The sequence below is a fragment of the Eisenbergiella sp. OF01-20 genome, assembly GCF_003478085.1.
GTDB lineage: Bacteria > Bacillota > Clostridia > Lachnospirales > Lachnospiraceae > Eisenbergiella.
Map to the genome: position 1 here is coordinate 206905 of NZ_QUES01000003.1, position 25471 is coordinate 232375.

A 25471-nucleotide genomic window follows, 5' to 3' on the forward strand; every position below is an offset into this window, starting at 1 on the left:
CAATACTATGTAACCGTCCGGGCTGGAGCTTGTCTGGATGGTTACGATAATAGTAGGATAATAGGCAATATCATGGAGGAGGATAAGACATGGAACAAAATGTAACCAAAAAACATGAGGGGGCTCCGGGGAAAGCGGTCCTGAAACTGGACAAGGATTTCCGGATTGGCAGGATTGACAAACGGTTATACGGATCGTTCATCGAGCATATCGGCAGGGCGGTATACGGAGGGATTTACGATCCCGGTCATCCGCTGGCAGATGATATGGGGTTCCGCAGGGATGTGATTGACCTGACCAGACAGCTGCAGGTACCGATTGTGCGTTATCCCGGCGGCAATTTCGTATCCGGATACAATTGGGAGGACGGTATCGGGCCGAAGGAGAAGAGGCCGAAGCGTACGGAGCTGGCCTGGTTTGCTGTGGAAAACAACCAGATGGGCACGGATGAATTCTGCGAATGGAGCCGCAGGGCAGGCACGGATGTGATGATGGCGGTGAATCTGGGGACAAGAGGGGCGGATGCCGCACGGAATCTGGTGGAATACTGTAATTTTTCTTCCGGTACCTATTGGAGCGACCTGCGGATTCAGAACGGATACAGAAAACCGCATAATGTCAGGCTGTGGAACCTGGGAAATGAGATGGACGGCCCCTGGCAGATCGGGCATAAAACAGCACAAGAATACGGAAGGCTTGCCAGCGAGACGGCCAAGGTAATGAAATGGGTGGATCCCACCATTGAACTGGTGGCCTGCGGAAGCTCCAATTCCGGGATGGCGACCTGTTATGACTGGGAAACTACGGTTCTGGATCACACCTATGATTTTGTAGATTATATTTCCATGCATCAGTACTACGGGAACCAACAGGAGGATACCCCGAATTTCCTTGCCAATACCATGGACATGGATCATTTCATTGAAAACATCATAGCTGTCTGTGATTATGTACAGGCAAAAAAACGTTCCAAAAAGAAAATCAACATATCCTTTGACGAGTGGAATGTGTGGTTCCATGCCTTCCCCGAAAATGAAAAAGCCGTCAAATGGCAGGAAGGCCCCTCCTTTAACGAGGATATTTATACCTTTGAGGATGCGCTGCTGGTAGGCGGCATGCTGATTTCCCTGCTCCGTCATGCGGATCGTGTGAAGGTAGCCTGCCAGGCCCAGCTTGTAAACGTAATCGCCCCTATTATGACGGAAAATGGAGGGCGTATCTGGAAACAGACGATTTATTACCCCTACCTCCAGACTTCCGTTTACGGAAGGGGAACCGCTCTGGAGGTTCTGGTGGACGCGCCCAAATATGACAGCAGGGATTATACGGATGTCCCGGTATTGGATGCCGTGGCGGTGGAGAGTGAGGAAAAGGATTATCTCACGATCTTTGCCTTGAATAAGGGGACAGGCGACCTGATAACCGACTGTGATCTGCGGGATTATCCCGGATGCAGGGTAGAGGATATGCAGGTTTTGACCAGCCCGGATTTGAAGCTGACCAATTCCGCAGACTGCCCGGATAGGGTGGTTCCCCATTCCGGCAGCGATTACAAACTGGAAAACGGAAAACTGACGGTGAAGCTGGCGGCTTATTCCTGGAATATGATCCGTATCAGGCTGTAGGGATAGCGTTAAGGAGGAAACAAATGGAACCTGAGAGAAAAGAAGGATACGCGGCGGACGGATTACCGGAAAATAGCGGGCCAAAGCTTAATATTTTGTGGATTGTACTGGATCATGTAACCTTCCGGCATTACAAATTGATGAAGGGGGCCGTGCCGGTCCTGCCTGCCTATGAGCGGCTGGCACGGGAGGGCTGTGAATTTACAAACTGCCATTCCGTCCATCCCTTATGCCTTCCGGCCCGGGCTGCCATGCTCACCGGGGTTTATGCCAACCATCACGGAAAACTGGATAACGGAGAATACCCGGACTGCGGGCTGCCGTTCTACACGGACTACCTGCAGAGCCTGGGATACCGTACCGCATATTTCGGAAAAAATCACAGCGGTTATGAAAATTTCAGGGAAAAGGGGCTGGAAGGCTTTTACCCGGAGGGCTACGGGAATCCGTACCATATGGAGGAATACCGGGATTATCTGGCAAAAAACGGTTACGGGAATCCCATATACCAGCAGGAATGGGGGATGTCCACCGTATTTAAGCAGGAAAACGGCAGGGTGATTTCGGAGAAAACCTATGAAAACGGGGATTATGATCTGACGGAATCGGATAATTTCAATATGTACTGCGCCGGAATCCTGAAGGATACCGGTAAGGTACATGAATCCGACTTTATTACCAATTCCGCGTTGGACTGGATGGAAGACTGCTCACGGAGCGGAGCGTCTTTTGCCGTGCGTGTGGATATGTGGGGGCCTCACCATGCGTATCAGGTTCCCTGGGAAATGAAGGATCTTCTGTGTGCTGAGGAGATACAGGAATATCCCACCTTTCAGGAACCGCCCACACAGAAGGCGCAGATGGTACAGGATTTTTGGGAACGGATCCATGACAGGAATCCGCTGCAGACCTGGGAAGAATGGCAGCCGCTGATGAAACGGGCCTATGAGCACTATTCTTATATTGATAAGGCGGTAGGGGAAATGCTTGATAAGCTGGAGGAAAAAGGGATGGCCGGAAATACAGTGGTCATATATACCGCCGATCACGGAGACGCCCTGGGAAGCCATGGCGGCCTGGTGGATAAGGCCGGGGATATGATGGAAGAAGTGATGCATATCCCCTTGGTAATCCGGTGGCCGGGAGCGCCGGCAGGAAACGTATGCGACCGGCTGGTGAGCAATCTGGATCTGACGCCTACCGTGCTGGAGGCGGCGGGACTTAACGTCCCGGACTATATGGACGGGGCAGGCCTGTCCGGCCTGGTTCATAACGAAAATACCGGGTGGCGGGAGGATTTTATGGCCGAGCATTTCGGGCACTTCGGAATCCGGGCCGCCCAGCGCACGCTGTATTATAAGAATTACAAGTATATTGCCACGGAGAAGGATGTGCATGAAGTGTATGATCTGGAAGCGGATCCCTTTGAGCGGCAAAACCTGATTCATGATGCCCAATACCGGGAGGTGGTTTCCGAACTGCGCAGGAGGCTGCTTGCCAATATGGACAGGTTCGGGGACAATTCCGGGGATGTGGCGGATATCCGGGAGAGAGCGGCACAGGGATAGGTGAGTCATATTGCCCGGTACGATACGGTAAAAAAGGAATACGGAAACTTACAGGGGAATGATAACGTCATTTATTATTTTGACCGCAATTTCCCTGGCTTTTTGGCTGGATACATTCTGGTTGTCCGTTTCTCCCAAATAGACACAAAAGTAAATGGTACCGTCAGCAGTATCCGCAAAACCGGTGAACCACGAATCTATGACGATGCCATTGGCTTTCCCCATTCCGGTTTTACCGTAAATCCGACATGCTGCTGTGCTTTGCTCCGGTAACAGCATCACTTCCTTCAGTTGATTCCGCGTTTTTTCTTTATATTGGGTATGGCTTCCAAAAATACGTTCCATTACCTCTGTCTGTTCTTTCGCTGAGATTTTCAGGGAGGATTCAATCCAAAAACCGGTTAAGGCGGGATTCCCGTTATTTTGGTTCCGGCGCCCTTCCCAATCGGAAATATCACAGTTCCCATAAAGCAGCTTATTTAATTCTGTCTGCATTCTGTCTTTTCCGATTTCATCTGCGACTTCCCTGAAATACCAGACACAAGAGGTGCAAAAGGCCTCGGAAAAGTCAATATCCTTGTTCCATGCATCAAACCAGAACCGTTCCCCGCTCCATGTACGCACGGAATCCTCAGGCTTAATGATATCATATTCCAGAGAGATCAAAGACGAGATGATTTTAAAGGTAGAACATGGGGAACGCTGTGTTTCGGCCAGTTCCTGATTATATATCCGGTAATTCTTCTGAAGCGGATTATAAAGGACAGCAGTACCGTTGATTCCTTCAAAATAATCTGACCAATCCGTTTCCGTTATTGTGGGAGCAGACAGCGCGATGGCGGCTTTTGCGGAAAAGGTTTCCGAATGCTGCCGGATCCGGTCTGCTGCACCGAAAACAGTGCAGAACTCTTTTCCTGATTTTATGCGAATACCGGCGGAAACGTTTCTGACAGAAGAACAGCCGGTAAAAAGAAAAAGCATGCCAAGTATGATAAAATATCTGATTTTCATAACCTTTGAAACCCCGCTTCTATTTCTTTTTTATACTATATCTTATTGCACCGAAAGAAACAATACAGGGGAAGGTTTTCCTTGACAGAAATAAGCAGCGCGCCTTACAATGAGAACAAAGTTACGCTGTATGGAAACCAATCCGGCAGCAGGAATAAGGGAACAGGCATAGAAAACGGAAGGGACTTTCCTGGCTTAAGGAAAGTCCCTTTTCTTGGAAAACAGCCGGCCGGCAGAAGCAATCAGCCGTTTTCCGGGCACGTATCCTGTTTCGGGGGGCAGTTGCCGTAATGGCATTGCCGCAGAAAGGATTTTATGAGTAATCAGGAGAATGAGCAATTCAGTGACTATCCCCTGTCGGACCGGATACTGGAAGCACTTGAGGCTTTGGGCTATAACCGCCCCACAGACATACAGAAGGAGGTCCTGCCTGTCCTGCTTGCGGGAAAAAATGCGGTGGTAAAGGCACCTACGGGAAGCGGAAAAACAGCCGCATTTGCCATACCGGTATGCGAAAGTATGGAGTGGGAGGAAAACCTGCCCCAGGCGCTGATCCTGGAACCCACCAGGGAGTTGACCGTACAGGTGAGGGATGAAATATTCCATATCGGAAGAAAAAAGAGACTGAAGGTTCCTGCAGTGTTCGGGGGAGTCCCTGTTGATAAGCAGATACAGACGCTCAGGCAGAAGTCCCACATTGTGGTGGGTACTCCGGGGCGGGTTATGGATCATGTGCGCCGGGACAGCCTGAAACTTGGAAATATTAAATGGCTTATTCTGGATGAAGCGGATTTGATGCTGGACATGGGCTTTGTTGATGAGGTGAAGACAATTTGTGCCCTTATTCCTGCGGGCTGCCGGATTTCTTTGTTTTCCGCAACTCTTAAGCCGGAAATCCGGCAGTTGGTGGAGGAGTTCATTCAGGATATGGTACCCATTGCAGTGGAAGGTTCCGCAGAAAGTCCGGACAGTATTACGCAGAAGGCTTATCGTACTGACACGGAGGAAAAATATCAGACGTTCCTTAAGGTGCTCATGGATGAGAATCCAGAGAGCTGTATTATTTTCTGCGGGACGAGGGAAATGGTGAATGTACTGTTCCGGAAGCTCAGGCGGGACCGTATTTTCTGCGGGATGCTGCATGGGGATATGGAGCAGAAGGAACGGCTGAAGACCGTGGATGCCTTCCGGCGGGCATGCTTCCGGTATCTGATAGCTACGGATGTGGCGGCAAGGGGAATTGACTTTGATAACATTACCCATGTTTTTAATTATGATTTCCCTACTGGAAGAGAAACCTACGTACATCGGATCGGCAGAACGGGGAGAAACGGAAGAAGCGGGACGGCGGTTAGCCTGGTTTCACCGGAGGAAATGCGCATGGCAAAACAGACGCAGGAATATACCGGACGGGAACTGCCGTTTCTGCCCTGCCCTGTTGTCGGGGAAGAGAAGGAAAAAGCATTTTGGAAAAGCCAGCGCAGCAAAGCGGTCATAAAGCCGGCAAAAGGAGAGGCGCTGAATGCGGGTATCCTGTGTCTTTCCATTGGCGGCGGAAGGAAGTCAAAACTCCGCGCGTGCGACATTGTGGGTACCATCTGCGGAATCCCGGGCATGGCGGTTTCCGACATCGGCATTATCGATATCAGAGAGAGCCTGACTTATGTGGAAATCCTGAATGGGAAAGGGGCCATGGTATTGGAATGCCTTCAAACCAGGCCGATAAAGGGGAAAATAAGAAAGGTCAGGAAAACGAGAGGAATATCATGATAAATGAAGAATGGAAGCAAATCCTGGAAAAGAAGGATGTCAGGCAGAATCTGAGCAGACTCAGGCAGGAAATAAAGGAGAAAGACATGCTGCGGAGGTTATCCGTGCTTATCCGTGAGGAAGACGGGATACTGCCCGGCCTGCTTTTTTCCGAAGATGCCAAGACCAGAAAAAATACGGCCCTTCTGATGGGGGATTTGGGACGGCAGGAATTTCTTGCGCCTGTATTTGAGGCATACCTGAGAGAAGAGCAGCGCTTTGTGAAAAGCTCCTATCTGGCGGCGATAGGTCATTTTGACTATGAAGAATACCTGCAGGATATGAAGGCCTGCCTGGAAAACCTTCAAAAAACAGAGGTGACTGCCGATAACCAGAAGCATCTGGCGGAAGAAATGCGGGAATTATCCGGCCTGATTGTCCGGGCGGAAGGGATACGCATCCATCGTTTTACCGGCTGGAATGAAACGTATGATATTATCCTGCTTACCAACCGGAATTTTGCGGAAATTACGCAGAATGAGCTTCTCAGCCTGGCTCCCGGAGCCATAACGAAGCCGTTTGGCGCAGGGGTAAAAGCCCGGGTGAAAAATCTCAATTGGGTAACTAAAATCAGAACCTACCATGAGCTTTTATTCCTTATAGAGGGAATGGAAACATCCCCTATGGATGCGCAGAAGATGGCAGAACGTATTGTAAAATCGGATCTTCTGGACTGGCTTGGAAAAACACATGCCGGAGAAGCTCCTTATTATTTCCGTGTGGAAATGAAAAGTAAAAAGCCCCTGGATGAAAAGAGCGCCTTTGTGAAAAAGCTGTCCGCCCAGGTGGAGCGGCTGTCGGATCGGAAATTAACAAATAATACGGCCAATTATGAACTGGAGCTGCGTATCATCGAAAACAAAGAAGGGCAGTGCAATCTCCTTGTCAAATTATTTACATGGAAGGACACCCGTTTTTCCTATCGCAGGGAAGTTATTCCCACCAGCATCCGTCCTGTGAATGCTGCGTTGACAGTTGCCCTGGCAGCGGAGTACCTGAAAGAAAACGCCCAGGTCCTGGATCCCTTCTGCGGTGTGGGAACGATGCTTATCGAACGGTACAAGGCGGTTAAGGCCGGATCCACATATGGTGTGGATATCCAGGAGGATGCGATAAGAAAAGCAAGAAGAAACACAGAGGCGGCCGGTCAGATCATACATTATATGAACCGTGATTTTTTCCGGTTTGCACATGAATACCTGTTTGATGAAGTGATTACGGACATGCCCTTTGTGATAGGAAGAATCACGGAGGAGGAAATAACAGATATTTATTCCCATTTTTTCCATGTGATTTCCGATTTTCTGACCCCGGATGCTCTGCTGGTCCTTTATTCCCATAATAAAGAGCTGGTGGAACGGTTCGCACCGCGTAACCGGTTTTATATATTCAAATGCTTTGAAATATCCAGAAAAGAAGGGACTTATGTGTTCCTGCTCCGGCAGCGTAAGTAATATCCGCTGTTTACCTTGGTGTTTGTTTTGCCGGGAAAAGGGTGTAGATAAAAAAGTTCGGCATCCCCTGCCCCTGCTTTCCTGTGCGGCCTGCTGCCCTGCAAGGTTCCTTCCAGGAGAACGACTTTAGTCGTTTTCGCTCTCGCTCGGATACTCACGCAGCGGTACTAAGGCTGCAAAGAACGCAGCCTAAGGACCGGCGTGCTTATAACGCTCCTTACAGGAATCCTTGCAGGGCAGCAGGCCTCACAGGAAAGCAGGGGCAGGGGATACCGAACTTTTTTATCTACACCCCGGGACCCCGGGAAAATTCTTTCTTGACCTGGAGTTCACTTCAAGTGCTAAGATGAATAGAGCGTAACTGTGGGGGACTTAACAGCTACGATACAACTATCAACAACGGAATTTGCCGGGAAATCGATGCGCTTTTTTAAAAGAGCCGTTCCCATGCAGGTTCCGTCAGCACGGGGAAAGGAGATTTTATGAAAAAGTTAGGTTTCGGGTGTATGCGTCTGCCTATGATCGGCGGAAATGACGGGACACAGGAGCGGGTGGATTACGAACAGTTCAACGCCATGATTGATAAATTTATGGACGCCGGCTTCTGTTATTTCGATACCGCTCACGGATATATCGGAGGGAAAAGCGAAACGGCCATACGGGACTGCCTGGTAAAAAGATATCCCAGAGAAGCGTACATACTCACGGATAAGCTGACAGCAGATTTCTTTCAGCGGGAAGAGGATATCCGGCCCTTTTTTGAAGAACAGCTGGAAAAAACAGGGGTCGGCTATTTTGACTATTATCTGCTTCACGCATTAAATACGCAGAATTACCAGAAATTTATAGACTGCCATGCGTTTGAAGAAGTAAAACAGCTCAAGGCGGAGGGAAAAATAAAGCATATGGGGATTTCCTTCCATGATAAACCGGAGGTGCTGGAGATGATTCTTGTCGGACATCCGGAAATCGAGGTGGTGCAGATCCAGTTTAATTATGCCGATTATGACAACCCGAGCATAGAGAGCTATAAGGTCTACCAGATTTGCGAAAAGTACGGGAAGCCTGTAATTGTCATGGAACCGGTTAAGGGCGGCGGACTCATTGATTTGCCGGAAGACGCCGGGAAGCTTCTGGATGAGCTGCAGGGCGGAAGCCGTGCGGGCTATGCCATCCGTTATGCCGCATCCTTTGAACAGATATTCATGGTACTCAGCGGTATGAGTACGCTGGCGCAGATGGAGGATAACATCAGCTTTATGAAGGAGTTCAGACCCTTCACCGAAGAGGAATATGAGGCGGTGGAGCAGGTACGTGAAATCCTTAAAAAGCAGGATACCATTCCCTGTACTGCCTGCAGATATTGTGTGGACGGATGCCCCAAAAACATTCCCATTCCGGATCTGTTTGCCTGCTATAACAGCAAAATACAATATCAGGACTGGAACAGCAATGTATATTATGAAAATAACACCATGGGAAAAGGGAAGGCTTCAGACTGCATAAAATGCGGAAAATGTGAGAAAATCTGCCCCCAGCATCTGGCTGTGAGGGATTATCTGCATGAGGTTGCGGCAGTATTTGAATAAGTACGGAGAGGGAGGTACAGCAGGAACTTTAAGTTCCTGCTGTTTTTTTCATTCTGTGGTTGTAATCTGCCGCAGGATATATATAATGAAAAGTACCGGCTTTTTAATGGTATTTATTCATAACGCAGACCGGGCAGGTGCCGAATGGCCTTCCGTCCGCCGGCAGAGCGGTGGCCCCGGGACGGAAGGCCATTCGGCACCTGCCCGGTTTGCGTTCGTAACAGGTAAGGCTTGTCCGAACTGTTGCATTTTTCAGAAGTGAGGGGATTGGGATTGAAAAAGACAAAAATTGACTGGAGTATATTTTTTAAGGCGGTTCTGACGATAGCGCTGCCAATTGCGCTGCAGAATTTCCTGTCCACTACGGCCAGTATGGTGGATACGATTATGATAGGAAGCCAGGGGGAACTGTCCGTGGCTGCGGTGGGGATCTGTTCTCAGATTTCATCTTTGTTTTTTTCCTGCTATTTCGGTTTTGCGGCAGGGGGCCTGCTGTTTTTTTCCCAGTACTGGGGAGCGGGGAATAACAAAGGTATCAATAAGACCTTCGGCCTTTCCATGGTATGTATGCTGGTGGTTGCCCTGCTTTTCGGTACGGTGGCGGTTACCAATCCGGGATTCATTCTGGGAATTTATACGGATAAAGAGAATATTATACAGGTGGGGATTCCTTACATACGCATCGTTGGTTTTGCCTATCCCCTCCAGGTATTGGCCGTGATAGTAAGCTTCCTGATGCGATCCACGGAACGGGTAAAAGCGCCTTTAATCAGTTCCATACTGGCCCTTGTCACTAATTTTGTATTGAACTGGATCCTGATTTACGGCCGTTTCGGTATGCCTAAAATGGGAGCGGCAGGCGCAGCGGTGGGAACATTGGTGTCCGGCATGGTAAATTTGTGTATCCTGCTTATCTTCCTGCTGAAAGATCGGAAAATGGTAAAGCTGAGATTCCGGGATATGTTCAGCTGGGGAGACGGCTTTTCGAAGATTTATTTGAGCAAGTGCCTTCCTATTCTCTGCAATGAACTTTTTTATGGAATCGGGCAGATGCTGATCAATGTGGTAATAGGGAGACAGGATGAATCCGCTATTGCCGCCATGGCGGCGTTCCGTGTGCTGGAAGGGTTTGTGTTCGCCTTTTTCGGAGGGCTGGCGGATGCCAGCTCCGTGGTGGTGGGAAAAGAGGTGGGCGCAGGCCATCATATGAAAGGATATCAGTATGTGAAAGGCTTTGCCATGCTCTGCCCTGCGATCACTTTTGTTATCTGTTCCGTAGGACTGGCGCTCAACGGACCTCTGCTCGGCTTGTTCGGCCTGGGGACGGAGGCCATGTTTTATGGAAAATATATGATAATGATATATCTGGCAGCCGGGACTATCCGTACCTGCAACTATATTATGAACAGCTGTTATCGTGCCGGCGGGGAAGCGATCTTCGGGACCGTACTGGAAATCGGGTGTCTTTTTACCATCAGCGTACCTGCCACCTGGATTGCGGGTATGGTGCTTCATCTTCCGTTTTTGGCGGTGTTTGCCTTCATCTATACGGATGAGATCATACGTTTGATTTTCGAACTGTATTACACCAGGAGCGGGAAATGGATAAAACCCGTAACGGAAGAAGGAAAGGCGGCGGTGGAACAATTCAGAAAAGAACTTAAAGGGCAGGCGCTTTGAAGCACTATACCAGGATACCGAGACAAAGAACACGGAGAAATATAACAACTGTATTGTAGTGAAAAGAGGAGGCCATATGACGGAAGAGGGAAAACGGCAGCTTTTTAACTACAATACAGTAACATATATACTGATGTATATTACAAAATTTTAGAGGCTTTTGACATGTAAAAAATCAGTATTTATGCGGCTTGCCACGATTTTTTTCATACCAGGGCGTAACAAAAAACGTCATTTTGCCAATTGTAATTTTATATGTAACCGGTTATCATAGCAATCAAGGACGATTTCAATTCGTCACTCTATAAAAGTAAGGGGATGCAGTTTCCCGAAAGTAACTGTATGGAAGGACAATCGGTGTTGTATCTGATGCACCGCCAATTTCTGCCTACTGTTCTCAAAAATGACCTCGTGAGGCAGTATTCCTTATACAAGTCCGGTATTACTTTCCCTATTGACGAGTGAGCCAAACATAATTTAACGGGATATTTTTGTATTGGTATGCATAAAGTCAGGCATACCGGGCTTGTTCACATCTGTTTTAAGAGCTGTATGCACAAAGTCGGTCAGGCTGAGGCGGCAGGTATGCCGGCAGTATTCTCAGTATAGTTCTTTCCCGGTTTTTCATGCAGTCTTCCTTATATAGTTCCAGGTTATGAATGCAGGAGGTATTAGTTATGAGAAATAGCGAAAAAATGGATCGGATACTGAATATCAATCTGGAGATGTCAGAGCAGATGAAGGCGGTTAACGGCCGGATGGATGTGCTGACGGAAAGGATGAACACCCTGAGTACCAGTTCAGATGATATAAGGGACCATGCAGCGAAGATGAGCAGCTGTATGGAGGGAATAGCAGACCGCGTGGCAGCCTTGGATGCACGGACGGATAATCTGTCGGAGGGAATAAATACACTGGCGGAGCGGGTAGATGCATTGACGGAGCGGGTAGACACTTTAGCAGAGCGTACAGATACGCTGGCAAACCATGTAGAAACCCTGACAAGCCGTGTTGACACTTTGGAAACCCGAATGGACAGTTTATCAGAACAGATCGCCGTTCTTAACGTGCAGATGGTAGAAATAACCCACAGGATTGACACTCTGACCCTCCGTATGGATAACACGGCGGAGCAGGTGGAGAGTTTAATCAGACAGACGGCAGAGCTCACAGACGGTATGGGAGACCTGAACCGGCAAATGGGCAAGACAAACAACCGAATCGACTTTTTGGAGCTGCAGTTTAAGAATATGGAGCTGCAGATTATAAACACGGAAAGCAATTTGAAAAATGATATACAAAATACAGAACGAATTATATTGGATGAAGTAGAAAGGATCCATACCATTCTAAACAAACACGTGGCAAATCCAAAAGCGCACAGTGCATGAACCGGCCGGATGCATAAGGTATGGAGCGCGGTACGGAATGCATCTATCAATAGGTTCTTTTTCCGGTTTGTGCACGGCATGCTTCGTCAACGCAGCGCACAAACCGGAGAGAGAACCTTATATTACGGAGACACTTTCTCTTTTTATTAATTTGGTTGCCATGCACATCTTCAGATATTCCCTTTGGTTATTTTCCACCCGATCCATCAGGCGCTGGATAGCCGTAGCGCCTAGTTCCTGCTTTTTCACCCGCATGGTGGACAGGGATGGTTCCATCATATCACATAAAGGCATGTCGTCGAATCCAATGATGGAAATATCTTCCGGCAGGCGGTAACCCCGTTCCCGAAAGGCTTTCATGGCAGCGGCGGCTATGATATCATTATCCGCAAAATACGCATCCGCCAAATCGGGTTTGCTGTCCAAAACCGCAAGCATATCCTGGCAGCCTTCTTCCGCAGTGGGGGAAATCGCATGCACATAAGGATGTGAGGTACTTATATTATGGGCCCGCAGGGCTTTATAATAACCGTCCGCCCTTTCGGCAAAATTACTGATTTCGATATTCGATCGAAGATAGCCGATTTTTTGATGCCCACATTGCAGCAGGTAACTGGTGGCCTTAAAAGCACCCTGAATATTATTTATCAGTACACAATCAAACATGAGTTCATCATAATAACAATCCAGAACCACAATCGGTACCCGAAAGTCTTTGAATTTCTTAAAATCCTCTTTCCCCATTTCCGTAGCCAGAAGCAGAATACCAATACAGTCCACTTCCTTCAGGGAGGACAATTGGGCGGACATATCCATATTCTCATAAAAATAAGAAATATGAAGAGCCGCATTCTGCCGATAGCATTCCTGGGTAATCCCTTCGGTCAATTGGGAAAAGAAAGGGGTATCAGCCGCAATTTTTCCATGTTTTTTATAATTAATCAGCTGAATGATTTTAGCGGCGGAAGGGGCGGGCTGACTGGTCTTTCCTGTATAGCCGTATTGTGCGGCAGTACGCATAACCAATTCTCTGGTAGTCTCGCTGATTCCCGGTTTATTGTTAAAAACCATGGAAACGGTTGCAGGTGAAACATTTATTAACTGTGCCAATTCTTTTGCTGAAATTTCCATGCAGATTCTCCCGGTTACTTAATTTTTAGTTTAATTTTAATACGAAATTAATTATTAGTCAAATTAATACTTGATTTTTTTATTATTTACTTGGATTAAGGGTAACAGTTCAGATGCCCCTTTGTGTCATGCGGCATCTGAACTGTTACGGATTAAGTTATATGAAGCGTTAAAACACCATAAGTTTCGATTCAAATCATAGAAACCGGTTTGAATTCTTCTGTGAATTTAATAAAAACAAAGAGTATATGCCTTGACAAATTCAATGAAATTCAATAATATTAAATTAACGATTAAATAAGTTTAGTAAATGTGAGTTTATTGATTTTATTGTGCGCATGCTCTGCGACGGAAGGGAGTTTCTATGAAAAAAATCAAAATCGGTTTTCTGCCCACAAGAAGAAGTATTTTCAGCGCACCGGACGCGGTGAAGTACGCCAATCTGACAAGGGAACGTCTGGAGGAACTGGGCGTTGAATTTGTGGATATAACGGACATAAACGCGGAAGGGCTCTTTTATGAGGAAGCGGACAGGGAAAAAATCCAGGAAAAATTCCGGAATGAAAAAGTTAAAGGTATTTTTATGCCCCATTGTAACTTTGGGACGGAATATGTATGCGCCAGACTGGCAAAAGAAATGAATCTGCCGGTACTTCTTTGGGGCCCCAGGGATGAAAGGCCGGACGAGGAGGGGATCCGCCTTCGTGACAGCCAGTGCGGGCTGTTTGCCACCGGAAAGGTACTGCGCCGGTTTCGTGTGCCTTTTACCTATATGACAAACTGCCGTCTGACGGATCCGGAATTTGAACGAGGGCTTCGCTGCTTTCTTGCCGTCTGCAACGTGGTGGATGTGTTCCGGCATACCAGAATCCTGCAGATAGCGCCCAGACCTTTTGACTTCTGGTCTACCATGTGTAATGAGGGAGAACTTCTGGAAAGGTTCAATATCCAGCTTTCTCCGATCCCCATGCCGGAACTGACGGATGAAATGAAAAAGGTAAAAGAGGAACGATCGGAAGTGGAAAAAATCGTTGCTTACTGCAAGGATAAGATGTGTGTAAAAATCAAACCGGAAGAGCTGGAAAACGTGGCGGCCCTTAAGGCGGCCATGAAAAACCTGGCGGATAAATATGGCTGTAATGCCATTGCCATACAGTGCTGGAATGCATTGCAGGGAGAGATTGGGATTATGCCCTGTGCGGCCAATTCTCTGCTGAATGAGGAAGGGATCCCGGTGGTATGTGAAACGGATATTCATGGTGCTGTTACCGCTTTGCTGGTGGAAGCGGCGGGAATGGATGAGAACAGAAGCTTTTTCGCGGACTGGACGGTACGCCATCCGGATAATGAAAATGGAGAGCTGCTGCAGCATTGCGGGCCATGGCCTCTTTCCGTAGCACAGGAAAAGCCGGTTTTCGGTTACCCTCTGGCTTTTGAACATCCCGGTGCGGTGGAAGCACAGGCTAAGCTGGGGGAAATGACACTGGCGCGTTTTGACGGAGACAACGGAGAATATTCCCTGCTTCTGGGAAATGCAAAGGGAGTGGAAGGCCCTTATACAAAAGGAACCTATGTATGGGTAGAGGTGGAAAATCTGAAACGTCTGGAAGCCAGGCTGGTGGAGGGGCCGTATATCCACCACTGCGTGGGTATCCATCAGGATGTGGTGCCGGTGCTTTATGAAGCCTGCAAATATATGGGGATTACTCCGGATCTTTATGATGATAAGGAAGAACAGGTAAAAGCGTTTTTAAGAGGGGAATGAGGATAAGGTTCAGGCGGGTCTGAACTGTTATAAATGATGGTATTATCCCAGTAAATGGAGGTAAAAGAATGGATGAGATTAAAAAGCTGTCTGCTTTGGCTTATGAGCTCCGCAAAGATGTGGTGGATATGGTAGTGGAAGGAAAAGGCGGGCATATCGGAGGCGATATGAGCGTGATGGATATTCTGGTATCCCTTTATTTTAAAGAAATGAATATAAGCCCGGAAAACCAGGATCATGAAAACAGGGATCGTTTTATTATGAGCAAGGGGCATTCGGTGGAGGCTTATTATGCGGTGCTGGCAGCGAAAGGCTTTTTCCCGAAAAAGGAAGTGATGGAGCAGTTTTCCAAGTTTGGCACCCCATACATAGGACATCCCAACAACAAACTGCCGGGCATTGAAATGAATTCCGGCTCCCTTGGGCATGGCCTTCCCGTAAGTGTGGGAATGGCGCTTGCCGGGAAAATGGATCACAGAGATTACCGGGTATATACCGTAATGGGGGACGGAGAACTGGCAGAAGGTTCCGTATGGGAAGGCGCCATGGCTGCGGCGCAGTATAAGCTGGATAATCTGTGCGCTGTAGTGGACCGGAACCGGCTGCAGATATCCGGAAATACAGAGGACGTGATGGGGCAGGACAGCCAGGATGAGCGCTGGGCGGCCTTTGGATGGAATGTTATCAGTGTGGACGGGAACTGCATGCAGGAGGTGTGCGATGCATGGAAAGCGGCGAGAGCCTGCAAGGGAAAACCCACGGTGGTAATCGCCAATACCGTGAAGGGCTGCGGCTCATCCGTAATGGAAAACAAAGCCCAGTGGCATCATAAAGTGCCGGGAGACGGGGAGTACAGGCAGATTATGCAGGATTTGGAGGATAGGAAGGAGGCATTTTGCCATGAATAAAATACCCAACAGACAGGCTATTTGTGATGTGCTTATGGAAAAAGCAAAGGAAGACAGGGATATTGTGGTATTGTGCAGTGATTCCAGAGGAAGTGCTTCCCTGACGCCGTTCGCGGAGGAGTTCCCGGAGCAGTTTGTGGAAGTGGGGATAGCAGAGCAGGATTTGGTAAGTATTTCTGCCGGCCTCGCCAAATGCGGCAAAAAACCGTTTGCAGCTTCCCCTGCCTGTTTCCTTTCCGCAAGAAGCTATGAACAGGTGAAAATCGACTGTGCTTATTCGGATACGAATGTTACGTTAATCGGGATAAGCGGCGGCGTCAGTTACGGCGCTCTGGGGATGAGTCATCATTCCGCCCAGGATATTGCAGCAATATCGGCTATACCCAATATGCGCGTGTATATTCCCAGTGACCGCTTTCAGACCGCAAAGCTGATAGAGGCCCTCCTCCAGGATAAAAAGCCGGCTTATATACGGGTGGGAAGAAATCCGGTAGAGGATATTTATGAGGAAACAGAGGTTCCGTTTGTCATGGATAAGGCTACGGTGCTGGCGGAAGGAAGCGATGTACTGCTGGTAGCCTGCGGAGAAATGGTGCGCCCGGCTCTGGACGCGGTGGCAGTCCTTGCTGAAAAAGGCATCCGGGCCGGTCTGCTGGATATGTACTGCGTGAAGCCGCTGGATGCGGAAGCAGTGGTGCGTGCGGCGGAAAAGGTAAAGGTGGTAGTCACCGTGGAGGAGCATGCGCCTTTCGGCGGCCTGGGTTCCATGGTAAGCCAGGCGGTGGGAAGCTCCTGTCCGCGCAGGGTACTGAATATGACGCTGCCCGATGCCCCGGTAATATCCGGTACTTCCCGGGAGGTATTTGACTATTATGGGCTGAATGGAGAAGGGATAGCGGCAAAGGCGGAAGAAGGCCTGAAGCTGGGGTAAGCGGCTGACGCCAAGTGGATAATAGAACCTTTGGTTCTATGCGGGCATATCCGTTTGGCTCATTGAGCGCGGGAATAGGACGGGAAGGTGAGAAAACGTGAAACAGGAATATATTATAAGTATTGATCAGAGCACGCAGGGGACAAAGGCGCTGTTGTTTGATCGGGAGGGTAAGATGCTTCTGCGGGAAGATTTGTCTCACAAACAGCTGATAAATGAACAGGGCTGGGTATCTCATGACCTCTGGGAAATACGGGACAATACCATACGGGCAGTTAAGCTTCTGATGGAAAAAGCATCCGTCAGCCCGGCGCAGGTGGCGGCTGTGGGTATCAGCAACCAGAGAGAAACCACGGCTATGTGGGACCGGGAAACCGGGGAACCGCTGGAGCAAGCTGTAGTCTGGCAGTGCGGACGGGCGGCCGGTATCGTCAGGGATATTGCAAACAGAGGATTCGGTAGTATAATAAGGGAAAAGACCGGGATACCCCTATCCGCCTATTTCCCGGCAGCCAAGATGGCGTGGTTGCTGCAGACGGATGAAAAAAAACGGAAACGGGCGGAAGAAGGCGGGGTCTGTCTGGGAACGATTGACAGCTGGCTTGTGTGGCAGCTCACACAGGAGCATGCCTTTAAAACCGATTATTCCAACGCGTCCCGGACCCAGCTTTTGAATCTGCACACGCTGGAATGGGATGAGGAACTGGCGGATATTTTCGGGATTCCCCTGAAGTGTCTGCCCCGGATTTGCGACTCCGATTCGGTGTTCGGACACACCCTTATGGGAGGGCTGTTTGAAGAGCCGGTTCCCCTATGCGCAGTTTTGGGAGATTCTCATGCCGCTCTGTTCGGACAGGGATGTCTGCAGCCGGGTATGAGTAAGGCGACTTACGGAACCGGATCCTCTCTGATGATGAATATCGGAAACAAACCGATTTCCAGCAGCCACGGAGTGGTTACCTCCCTGGCGTGGAAACGCAGAGGCAGGGTAGAGTATGTGCTGGAGGGGAACCTGAACTATACGGGTGCGGTAATTACCTGGCTGAAGGAGGATATGAAGCTGATTGAGTCCGCCGGGGAAACGGAAGCGCTGGCGTTTTCTGCCAATCCCGCGGATGAGACGTATCTGGTGCCGGCATTTACAGGTCTGGGAGCTCCTTATTGGGATGAAAATGCCCGGGCAGCCATAACGGGCATGAGCCGGGTTACCGGAAAGGCAGAGCTGGTAAGAGCGGCTTTAGACTGTATCGCTTATCAGATTACGGATCTGATAGATGCTATGGAGCAGGATACGGGAATTCCCATGAAGGAGCTGCGTGTGGATGGGGGACCTGCCGGAAACCGTTATCTGATGCAGTTTCAGAGCGATATCTCCGGAAAGAGGCTGCGGATCCCCGCTGCGGAGGAACTGTCCGGGATAGGGGCTGCTTATATGGCCGGTATATCTGCAGGCCTGTATCAGGAAGACGCCCTCTTTGCCGGAAAGGAAGGGACCTGGTTTACTCCTGGCATGGATGAAAACCTGCGTCTGCATAAAAAAGAAGGATGGAACGCCGCAGTGGCAAAAGCCCTCACCCGGTAAACGGTTCGGGAAAACATAAAAGGAGAGAATGAGTAATGCGTAAAATAAGCTATCAGGAACAGGTGGAACGATGGGATGTATGGGAAGTCAGCTGCCCCGGGCCTGCAGAAGGCAACCCCTTTGCGGATCATAAGATAAAAGGGAGTTTTGTCCGCGGACAGGAGAAGGTTGAGGCGGATGGCTTTTATGACGGGGATGGTATCTATAAAGTACGCTTTATGCCCTCCTATGAAGGAGAATATACATTTACCATTACAGCAGATTTTCTTGAGGAGGAAGAAAAAGGCAGCTTTGTCTCTACCCCGGCGGGGGATGGCAATCACGGGCCGGTGAGAGTGGCCGATACCTATCATTTTGCCTATGAAGACGGAACTCCTTATTATTCCATAGGGACTACCTGCTATGTATGGGATCTTCAGACGGATGAAAGGATTGACGAGACGCTGGAAACACTTAAAAACAGTGCATTTAATAAAATCCGTTTCTGCATTTTCCCCAAGCATTACGACTATAATCTGGGAGAACCCCGCTCCTATCCCTATGAAGGAAGCCCTATGGATTCCAGCGTTCTGACCAGGGAAAATTTCTGGGACTATAATGGATATTCCGAAGGAAACAAGTGGGATTTTTACCGCTTCAATACGGCGCATTTCAAGCATATTGAAAAATGTATCCTTGCCTTGCGGGATTTGGGCATAGAGGCGGATTTGATTGTAATGCATCCCTATGACCGGTGGGGCTTTTCCGTCATGGATAAAGATCAGGACGATTATTACTGGAAATATGTAATCGCCAGATTTTCGTCCTATCGTAATGTCTGGTGGTCCCTGGCCAATGAATTTGATCTGATGAAAAGCAAAACGGAGGAGGACTGGGAACGCTACGGCGCCATCCTTGTGGAAAAGGATCCCTACCATCATCTGCGTTCCATCCATAACTGCATGAGAATGTATGATCACAGCAGGCCCTGGATTACCCATTGCAGCATCCAGCGGGTAGACCTGTATAAATCTTCGGAGCTGGTCAACGAATGGAGAGAGAAGTTCCGCAAGCCCGTTGTGATGGATGAAATCGCCTATGAAGGTAACATCCAGCATGGTTGGGGAAATATCAGCGGAGAGGAGATGCTCAGGCGTTTCTGGGAGGCTGCCTGCCGCGGGGGATATCCCGGACACGGGGAAACCTATATGAACACAGAGGATATCCTGTGGTGGTCCCATGGAGGTAAGCTTCACGGGGAAAGCTATAAACGTTTCGGCCTGCTTCATAAGATTATGTGCGAAACACCGGGAAGCGGCCTGATGCCGTATCCACGGAGCTGGGATGAGGTATGTGCAGTACCGGAGGAACCGGATGGAGAAAGGGAGTCTGTTAAAGAGTATTATCTGTTTTACTACAGCTTCATGCGTCCTTCTTTCCGGGAGTTCCATTTTGATGATACCACACCGTTCCGCATAAAGGTGATCGATACCTGGGATATGAATGTGGAGGACAGAGGGGTATTCTGCGGTAAATTCCGTGTAGAGCTTCCGGGAAAGCCTTACATGGCGGTACAGATAAAAAAGGAAAGGTAAAAGCACCAAATATAGGGTGAAAACCTGCCGGCAGAAACAGGTGGGACGGGGAGAGAATAGGATGAACAGTGATGAATATTATTTGGAATTACGGGATTCTATTTCCATCATGGATCTATATACGGAGGAGCCCTATGACGCCCGGTTTCATTTTCATGAAGATTATGAAATATATCTGTTCCAGGGCGGAGATGTGGATCTGTATATCGAGCAATCCTTTCATCACATGCAGAGAGGGCATCTTGCTGTTTTCAATGACAGGGAAATTCACAGAGCCTGCCATTACGGAGAGATTCCTTACAAAAGGATAGCCGTTCATTTCAATCCCAGGCTGGTTCAGGGGATGTCCACCCGTTCGACCAACCTTCTCGGCTGCTTTCAGAACCACCGCCCGGGAAGGGACAATGTAATTTTGCTGTCTGAAGAACAAATGGATAACCTGATTAAGCTATGTAAAAGACTGGATGCCGTCAGCAGTTCCCTGGAATACGGAGCGGATATCCTTACCGCATCCTGCCTGGCGGAGCTTCTGGTGTATGTCAACTCCCTGTACAGGCAATACCGGCAGGAAAAGCCTGTAATACCGGATAAAACCATAACGGCAATCCTGGATTATATCGATACCCACCTTTCCCCGGAGCTGTCATTGGCCAGCATAGCGGAATGCTTTTCCATAGACAGGTATTATTTGAGCCACCTGTTTAAGCAGCAGACCGGAAATACGCTGTATCACTATATTCTGATTAAAAAAACTGCGGCGGCCAAGCAGCTTCTGACGGAGGGAAAGACCGTGACGGAAGCCTGTTATCTGTCCGGCTTTAATGACTACAATAATTTTATCCGTACCTTTAAGAAAATAGCGGGAATATCACCCGGACAATATCAAAAAGGCTTTCTCATGAAGTAGATACGGGGGCAGATAAAAAACTGACGCGGCCTGTTCCGGGTTTTTTCTCCGGTTTGGGCGCGTCGTTTTTTTCCCATCTCTTGCAGGCGGACCACGGAAAACTGTTTGGTATCGGCATTACATAATGGAAAATGCCATGAGCATGGAATTCAGAAAATTGCCGGCACCATGAAGAAGGATTCCCGGCAGTATGGAACCGTTAAAGATTTTTTCATTCAGCCATCCTAAAAGAAGGGCGGCCATTCCTGTAAACAGGAACATGAGCAGGTGATACCACAGACCTACCTGGAGTCCGGCCAGCAGATACAGGGCGTTGTGCATCAGGCCGAACAGAACGGCCTGGAGAAGGATTCCTTTTACACGGCCCAGCTTCTGGCAGAAGCGTTTACAGAAGAAGCCCCTGTACAGGATTTCTTCGGCAATTCCGTTCCCGATAAAATTTTCAATAAACGCAGGAAGGATGGCGGCCGCTCCTATGCCGGCAAACGCATTCACCGATACGGAGCCGCTTCCCTCCAGGTATTCCATGGTTTCCGGGGAAATCCACTGCGTAAAATCAAAGTTATAAAAAAAGTAGTAGATAACGGCAAAAAGGAGAAGCATCCACCATTTACTTTTCAGCCTGGGGCGGATGAAACCAAGCCACTTAAAAAAAGAATCTTCCTTCCTGTGCCGGAAGAACCACCACAGAAAGGGTATGAAAGAAAATACCAGCAGATTGACACCTGCGGTAATTATGCTGGACAGAATGAGCGCCATATTCGTTGTCTCCCTCTTTTGTTTTTTTATTTACTGTTTATCGTTTCGTCTACTATACTCTTTTTTTCGTTTTCTGTAAACACAATAAACGCATGTTTTATGGCAAAACACGCAAAGAATTTGTGCCGAGACTGTGCTAAGATAAAAAAAGCAGCAGCGGAGGATAAAAAAGTTTTTTTCTTGGGGGTGGATGTGGCACCGCCGCAGCCAAGTCCGGGAAAGATTCAATAAAAAGGGAGGCTATTTATGATTAATGCGGCAGTTGTAGGAACAGGGAATATATCGGTAAGCCATATACAGGGGCTTCTTACCTTCCCGGAGAGATGTAAAATAGTGGCGCTTGTGGATATTTATCCGGAAAAAGCGGAGGCGGCCAAAGAGAAATACCGGCTGGAGGAGGCGCAGGTGTTTGACAGCCACGAAGCGCTTCTGGCATCGGGGCTTAAAATTGATCTGGTCCATGTATGCACGCCGCCGTCTTCCCATGCACAAATAGCTGTAAACTGTATGAATGCAGGCTGTAATGTGCTGGTGGAAAAACCGATGGCGCCTAGTCTGAAGGAATGTGACGCCATGCTGGAGGCGGAGAAGAAAAACGGAGTAACTATGGGGATTGTTGCCCAGAATCGTTTCCGGAACAGCATATACAAGCTGAAAAAGACGGTGGACAGCGGCCTGGCAGGCAGCATACGCTGTGCCCATGTGAATTCCTTGTGGTGGAGGGGGGCATTGCTATTATGATTTATGGTGGAGAGGCACCTGGGAAAAGGAAGGCGGCGGTCCCACTCTGAACCATGCCGTGCACCACATCGATATGATTAACTGGATCCAGGGCGGGCTTCCGGAAGAGGTGACTTCCGTTCTGGCGAATGTAATGCATGATAATTCGGAAGTGGAGGATCTTTCCTTTGCCGCCCTGCGTTATAAAGACGGTTCAGTGGCGGAGGTGACCAGCTCCGTAGTCCACCATGGGGAAGAGCAGGGCATTGTACTTCAATGTGAAAATGCCAAGCTGGCAGCACCCTGGTCCTGTGTGGCGGAAGTGACGCAGGCAAACGGATTTCCCGTTCCGGAGCATAACCAGGAGCTGATGAAGGAACTGGATACCTTCTATAATTCCATAGAGGATCTTCCCTATGAGGGACATACGGGCGAAATAGAAAATGTATTGTCCGCTTTGGAAAAAGGAACCCGCCCTTTTATTACCGGTGAGGACGGAAGAAAAACAGTGGAACTGATCACGGCGATCTATAAAGCCGGTTTCCAGAAAAGGACGGTGGGCCTTCCGATTGCGGAGGCGGATGAATACTACACCATGGAGGGAATTCTCAGGAACGCGGTCCATTTTTATGAAAAATCCGCAAGCGTGGAGAATTTTGCCGCAGAAGACATTACGGTGGGAAATTATAAATAGAAGGAACGTCTGGTTTCCGGGCGGAAAGGAGAGAAAATGAATAAAAGCGGTATGAACTATGCACCCAAAGGAAAACCCAATCCGGTGGTGAATAAGGGGGAATTTGTATTTGCGGCCATAGGGCTGGATCACGGACATATTTATGGGATGTGTAACGGACTTCTGGAAGCAGGGGCTACCCTGAAGTGGGTATACGATCCGGATCCGGCCAAGGTGGAGGCTTTTCTGAAAACCTATGAAAAGGAAGGGGTAAAAGCGGCGGAAAGCGAGGAGCAGATTTACAACGATCCCCAGGTGCGCCTGGTGGCTGCTGCCTGTATTACTTCGGAACGCGCAGCTTTGGGTGTGCGTGCCATGAAAGCGGGAAAGGATTATTTTGTGGACAAAGCGCCTCTTACTACGCTGGAGCAGCTGGAAATGGTAAAGGAGACTATCCGTGAAACCGGCCGGAAATATATGGTCAGCTACAGTGAGCGTCTCCAGGTGGAAAGTGCCATATATGCAGGGGAACTGATACAGCAGGGAGCCATTGGCAAGGTAATCCAGGTTCTGGGAATGGGGCCTCACCGCCTGAGTGCATCTTCCAGGCCGGACTGGTTTTTTGAAAAGGACAAATACGGCGGGATTCTCTGTGATATCGGAAGCCATCAGATAGAGCAGTTTCTGTATTATACAGGGGCAACGGATGCCACGGTGGTGAACAGTGAGATTGGGAATTACAATCATCCGGAATATCCCGAACTGGATGATTTCGGGGATGCCACTCTTGTGGGAAATAACGGTGCCATGGGTTATTTCCGTGTGGACTGGTTCACACCTGACGGCCTTTCCACCTGGGGGGACGGCCGTACCTTTATCCTGGGAACGGAAGGTTATATAGAACTGCGTAAATATGTGGATGTGGCCAAAGAAGAGGCCGGCGACCATGTTTTCTGGGCGGACAAAGACGGCGAGCATTACAGGAATGTCAGCGGGCAGGTGGGCTTCCCTTATTTCGGGCAGCTGATACTGGATTGTATCAACCGGACAGAAAATGCCATGACCCAGGCCCATGCATTAAAGGCGGCGGAGCTGTGTGTGAAGGCACAGATGCTGGCAAGGAAAGTAAAATAGACAGCAGCTTGATGCGGGGGATTGCGGCAAGCAGCCAGGGGCAGGCATACCTGTTCCTGGCTGATGCCGTGAGCAGGCAGACTTGTGCATGGCTGACACCGTGAGGGCATATCCCCCGTCTCACTGCCTGTTGCGGTAATCGAGCGGCGTTTCGCCGAAGGTCCTCCGGAAGACCCGGTAAAAATGGCTGCGGTTGGAAAACCCAAGCTCCGTAATAATATCTGATATACTCATATCTGTATCCAAAAGCAGCCTGCGGGCTTCCTCCAGATAGATATCCTGTCCATATTCCAATAATGTTTTTCCGCTGTATTTTTTAACGATTCGGTTCAGGTATTCGCCGTTATAGTGCAGCTGCATTTCCAGATATTCCCGGGAAACCCGGCCGCGGCTGGCTTCCATGATATGGCATACCTTGGAATAAATGTATTCCTGGCCGCTGGCATCAGACTGCACTCTGTCCATACAGTAAAGGGACGGCGTGTGCAGGATACGGAGAAAGCGGGAAAAAGCCCCTTTAAGAAAGAACCGGGAGCCTGGTTCTGTTTTCCGGATCTCTTCCACCATAAAATTAAAAAGAGGATGCAGCCGTTCCAGAGCGTCGTCTGCAGGGATGACAGGCAGGTAATCCAGATATACCTTGTCAAAACGCCTGTTTTTATTCAGGCTGTCCAGATAAAGCTGGAACACAGGGCCGGTATCCGCCGAAGAGGAGGGGGAAGCCGGCTCATATTCCGCCAGAAGCTGTTCCAGGAAAATATCCTGTATCATAAAAAAGACTACCTGGAAATCACCGGACAATTCCTCACAGTGCTTGATATTTTTATTCATTACACAGCACTGGCCGGGGCCGTAGGTGAAGGTCTGGTTTTCCACATGATTGGTGACAGAACCGGAAAGTACAAACATGATTTCATAGCAGCTGTGCTGGTGCAGCGGTCTGTTTATCAGATTTGTATAGCCGGAAAAGGTCAGCTGGGAAGAAAAGGACTCCTGTTCTGTAATTTGGTACATGGAGATGAAATCCCTTTTTTCATGGCAGGTTTCCAGCAGTATCATGAAAGGCGTGTGCAGCTCATACAGCTGCAGGGTGCTGCTGTCGGGATTAAGTACGACAAGATTATCCGGGGCCTCACGGAGCAGCTGTTCCAGGGATTTTTCCCTTGATACCGATTCATATTTCATTGCTTTCTCCAGGTTGGTTTTGGTTACAGTGCGGCCGATGAGGTTCGGTTCCCGTTATTGCGGAGGCACGCCCTG

20 protein-coding genes are annotated in these 25471 nt (G+C 48.9%); 16 read left to right on the plus strand and 4 right to left on the minus strand.

Going from position 1 to position 25471, the window contains the following annotated elements; all coding sequences use genetic code 11:
* Window positions 1-89: 89 nt before the first annotated feature.
* Window positions 90-1625, plus strand: coding sequence for an arabinosylfuranosidase ArfA (gene arfA / locus DXA36_RS06330; RefSeq protein ID WP_118677444.1), 1536 nt, complete (start codon window positions 90-92; stop codon window positions 1623-1625).
* Between the two features lie 23 nt (window positions 1626-1648).
* Window positions 1649-3193 (plus strand): sulfatase-like hydrolase/transferase, encoded by a 1545-nt coding sequence (locus DXA36_RS06335; RefSeq protein WP_118677446.1) that lies wholly within the window; start codon window positions 1649-1651, stop codon window positions 3191-3193.
* Window positions 3194-3241: 48 nt separating this feature from the next.
* Here the strand turns inward: DXA36_RS06335 and DXA36_RS06340 are convergent, their stop codons facing one another.
* On the minus strand, window positions 3242-4204 hold the full coding sequence (locus tag DXA36_RS06340; RefSeq protein WP_118677448.1) for a class D beta-lactamase: 963 nt from the start codon (window positions 4202-4204) through the stop codon (window positions 3242-3244).
* A 315-nt stretch (window positions 4205-4519) separates the two neighbouring features.
* Here DXA36_RS06340 and DXA36_RS06350 point away from each other — a divergent pair, with 315 nt between their 5' ends.
* From DXA36_RS06350 to DXA36_RS33490, 5 genes are all read left to right on the plus strand, one after another.
* A complete protein-coding gene (locus DXA36_RS06350) occupies window positions 4520-5974 on the plus strand; it encodes a DEAD/DEAH box helicase (protein WP_118677452.1) in 1455 nt (484 codons plus the stop codon).
* Complete coding sequence (locus DXA36_RS06355) at window positions 5971-7467, plus strand: methyltransferase domain-containing protein (RefSeq protein WP_118677454.1); 1497 nt, start codon at window positions 5971-5973, stop codon at window positions 7465-7467. The genes DXA36_RS06350 and DXA36_RS06355 overlap by 4 nt, the downstream gene beginning before the upstream one ends.
* A gap of 482 nt (window positions 7468-7949) precedes the next feature.
* Window positions 7950-9056, plus strand: coding sequence for an aldo/keto reductase (locus DXA36_RS06360; RefSeq protein ID WP_118677456.1), 1107 nt, complete (start codon window positions 7950-7952; stop codon window positions 9054-9056).
* Between the two features lie 273 nt (window positions 9057-9329).
* On the plus strand, window positions 9330-10736 hold the full coding sequence (locus DXA36_RS06370; RefSeq protein ID WP_118677460.1) for an MATE family efflux transporter: 1407 nt from the start codon (window positions 9330-9332) through the stop codon (window positions 10734-10736).
* Between the two features lie 677 nt (window positions 10737-11413).
* Window positions 11414-12127 carry a hypothetical protein gene (locus DXA36_RS33490; protein ID WP_243114582.1) on the plus strand — a complete coding sequence of 238 codons (714 nt, stop codon included), beginning with the start codon at window positions 11414-11416 and terminating at the stop codon, window positions 12125-12127.
* 117 nt (window positions 12128-12244) lie between these two features.
* Here the strand turns inward: DXA36_RS33490 and DXA36_RS06380 are convergent, their stop codons facing one another.
* Entirely contained in the window at window positions 12245-13258 is a 1014-nt protein-coding gene (locus DXA36_RS06380; protein ID WP_118677462.1) for a LacI family DNA-binding transcriptional regulator, read from the minus strand.
* 364 nt (window positions 13259-13622) lie between these two features.
* Between DXA36_RS06380 and DXA36_RS06385 the strand changes: the two genes are divergently transcribed.
* The 6 genes from DXA36_RS06385 (at window position 13623) to DXA36_RS06410 (ending at window position 20925) form a co-directional block, all read left to right on the plus strand.
* Window positions 13623-15023 carry an L-fucose/L-arabinose isomerase family protein gene (locus tag DXA36_RS06385; RefSeq protein WP_118677464.1) on the plus strand — a complete coding sequence of 467 codons (1401 nt, stop codon included), beginning with the start codon at window positions 13623-13625 and terminating at the stop codon, window positions 15021-15023.
* A gap of 77 nt (window positions 15024-15100) precedes the next feature.
* On the plus strand, window positions 15101-15931 hold the full coding sequence (locus DXA36_RS06390) for a transketolase (protein ID WP_118677704.1): 831 nt from the start codon (window positions 15101-15103) through the stop codon (window positions 15929-15931).
* On the plus strand, window positions 15924-16862 hold the full coding sequence (locus tag DXA36_RS06395; RefSeq protein ID WP_118677466.1) for a transketolase family protein: 939 nt from the start codon (window positions 15924-15926) through the stop codon (window positions 16860-16862). The genes DXA36_RS06390 and DXA36_RS06395 overlap by 8 nt, the downstream gene beginning before the upstream one ends.
* Window positions 16863-16959: 97 nt before the next feature.
* Window positions 16960-18444 carry an FGGY-family carbohydrate kinase gene (locus tag DXA36_RS06400; protein WP_118677468.1) on the plus strand — a complete coding sequence of 495 codons (1485 nt, stop codon included), beginning with the start codon at window positions 16960-16962 and terminating at the stop codon, window positions 18442-18444.
* 35 nt (window positions 18445-18479) lie between these two features.
* On the plus strand, window positions 18480-20018 hold the full coding sequence (locus tag DXA36_RS06405) for a DUF5605 domain-containing protein (RefSeq protein ID WP_118677470.1): 1539 nt from the start codon (window positions 18480-18482) through the stop codon (window positions 20016-20018).
* Window positions 20019-20079: 61 nt separating this feature from the next.
* Complete coding sequence (locus DXA36_RS06410) at window positions 20080-20925, plus strand: helix-turn-helix domain-containing protein (protein ID WP_147366552.1); 846 nt, start codon at window positions 20080-20082, stop codon at window positions 20923-20925.
* Between the two features lie 117 nt (window positions 20926-21042).
* Here the strand turns inward: DXA36_RS06410 and DXA36_RS06415 are convergent, their stop codons facing one another.
* Window positions 21043-21684: a CPBP family intramembrane glutamic endopeptidase gene (locus DXA36_RS06415; RefSeq protein WP_118677474.1), complete on the minus strand. Its 642-nt coding sequence runs from the start codon at window positions 21682-21684 to the stop codon at window positions 21043-21045.
* Between the two features lie 246 nt (window positions 21685-21930).
* Here DXA36_RS06415 and DXA36_RS33495 point away from each other — a divergent pair, with 246 nt between their 5' ends.
* From DXA36_RS33495 to DXA36_RS06425, 3 genes are read left to right on the plus strand one after another with little or no spacing between them, the layout of a single operon-like run.
* A complete protein-coding gene (locus DXA36_RS33495; RefSeq protein ID WP_243114583.1) occupies window positions 21931-22425 on the plus strand; it encodes a Gfo/Idh/MocA family protein in 495 nt (164 codons plus the stop codon).
* Window positions 22426-22483: 58 nt separating this feature from the next.
* A complete protein-coding gene (locus tag DXA36_RS33500; protein WP_243114584.1) occupies window positions 22484-23098 on the plus strand; it encodes a Gfo/Idh/MocA family protein in 615 nt (204 codons plus the stop codon).
* Window positions 23099-23134: 36 nt separating this feature from the next.
* Window positions 23135-24211, plus strand: coding sequence for a Gfo/Idh/MocA family protein (locus DXA36_RS06425; protein WP_118677476.1), 1077 nt, complete (start codon window positions 23135-23137; stop codon window positions 24209-24211).
* Between the two features lie 120 nt (window positions 24212-24331).
* Here DXA36_RS06425 and DXA36_RS06430 read toward each other — a convergent pair whose 3' ends face one another.
* Window positions 24332-25396 carry a helix-turn-helix domain-containing protein gene (locus DXA36_RS06430; protein WP_118677478.1) on the minus strand — a complete coding sequence of 355 codons (1065 nt, stop codon included), beginning with the start codon at window positions 25394-25396 and terminating at the stop codon, window positions 24332-24334.
* Window positions 25397-25471: the final 75 nt, after the last annotated feature.

What these genes read in the sequence shown, in the direction of transcription:
- DXA36_RS06350 (WP_118677452.1), top strand. Translation starts at nt 4,520, where the DNA reads ATGAGTAATCAGGAGAATGAGCAATTCAGTGACTATCCCCTGTCGGAC.
- DXA36_RS06395 (WP_118677466.1), top strand. Translation starts at nt 15,924, where the DNA reads ATGAATAAAATACCCAACAGACAGGCTATTTGTGATGTGCTTATGGAA.
- DXA36_RS33490 (WP_243114582.1), top strand. Translation starts at nt 11,414, where the DNA reads ATGAGAAATAGCGAAAAAATGGATCGGATACTGAATATCAATCTGGAG.
- arfA (WP_118677444.1), top strand. Translation starts at nt 90, where the DNA reads ATGGAACAAAATGTAACCAAAAAACATGAGGGGGCTCCGGGGAAAGCG.
- DXA36_RS06415 (WP_118677474.1), bottom strand. Translation starts at nt 21,684, where the DNA reads ATGGCGCTCATTCTGTCCAGCATAATTACCGCAGGTGTCAATCTGCTG.
- DXA36_RS06340 (WP_118677448.1), bottom strand. Translation starts at nt 4,204, where the DNA reads ATGAAAATCAGATATTTTATCATACTTGGCATGCTTTTTCTTTTTACC.
- DXA36_RS06430 (WP_118677478.1), bottom strand. Translation starts at nt 25,396, where the DNA reads ATGAAATATGAATCGGTATCAAGGGAAAAATCCCTGGAACAGCTGCTC.
- DXA36_RS06355 (WP_118677454.1), top strand. Translation starts at nt 5,971, where the DNA reads ATGATAAATGAAGAATGGAAGCAAATCCTGGAAAAGAAGGATGTCAGG.
- DXA36_RS06385 (WP_118677464.1), top strand. Translation starts at nt 13,623, where the DNA reads ATGAAAAAAATCAAAATCGGTTTTCTGCCCACAAGAAGAAGTATTTTC.
- DXA36_RS06360 (WP_118677456.1), top strand. Translation starts at nt 7,950, where the DNA reads ATGAAAAAGTTAGGTTTCGGGTGTATGCGTCTGCCTATGATCGGCGGA.
- DXA36_RS33495 (WP_243114583.1), top strand. Translation starts at nt 21,931, where the DNA reads ATGATTAATGCGGCAGTTGTAGGAACAGGGAATATATCGGTAAGCCAT.
- DXA36_RS06380 (WP_118677462.1), bottom strand. Translation starts at nt 13,258, where the DNA reads ATGGAAATTTCAGCAAAAGAATTGGCACAGTTAATAAATGTTTCACCT.
- DXA36_RS06410 (WP_147366552.1), top strand. Translation starts at nt 20,080, where the DNA reads ATGAACAGTGATGAATATTATTTGGAATTACGGGATTCTATTTCCATC.
- DXA36_RS06425 (WP_118677476.1), top strand. Translation starts at nt 23,135, where the DNA reads ATGAATAAAAGCGGTATGAACTATGCACCCAAAGGAAAACCCAATCCG.
- DXA36_RS06335 (WP_118677446.1), top strand. Translation starts at nt 1,649, where the DNA reads ATGGAACCTGAGAGAAAAGAAGGATACGCGGCGGACGGATTACCGGAA.
- DXA36_RS06405 (WP_118677470.1), top strand. Translation starts at nt 18,480, where the DNA reads ATGCGTAAAATAAGCTATCAGGAACAGGTGGAACGATGGGATGTATGG.